The organism is Nocardioides antri (assembly GCF_008373765.1).
Taxonomy (GTDB): Bacteria; Actinomycetota; Actinomycetes; order Propionibacteriales; family Nocardioidaceae; genus Nocardioides; species Nocardioides antri.
The window spans coordinates 1-211 of record NZ_VUJW01000061.1; the positions used below are offsets into that span (position 1 = coordinate 1).

General features: G+C 74.9%; 1 protein-coding gene. It reads right to left on the minus strand.

The genetic code is table 11. The features are described 5' to 3' along the window. The coding region (locus F0U47_RS20435; protein WP_149752328.1) for a GNAT family N-acetyltransferase at positions 1-211 on the minus strand (211 nt) is incomplete at both ends.

The following is a 211-nucleotide window of genomic DNA, read 5'->3' on the forward strand; positions in this document are numbered from 1 at the left end:
CTGCTCGCGCGCCCGGTCCTCGAGGTGGCGGAGCATCCGCGACCCGAGACCGGCGCCACGCCAGTCGGGGTGCACCCACATCCGCTTGATCTCGATGGCCCTGGTGTCTCCGTCGAGCGCCGGGGTCGGCCGCAGGCCGCCGTATGCCACCGGCTCGCCGTCGCTCGTGGCGAGGACGTACGTCGAGCCCGGCTCGGTGGCGACCGGTCCG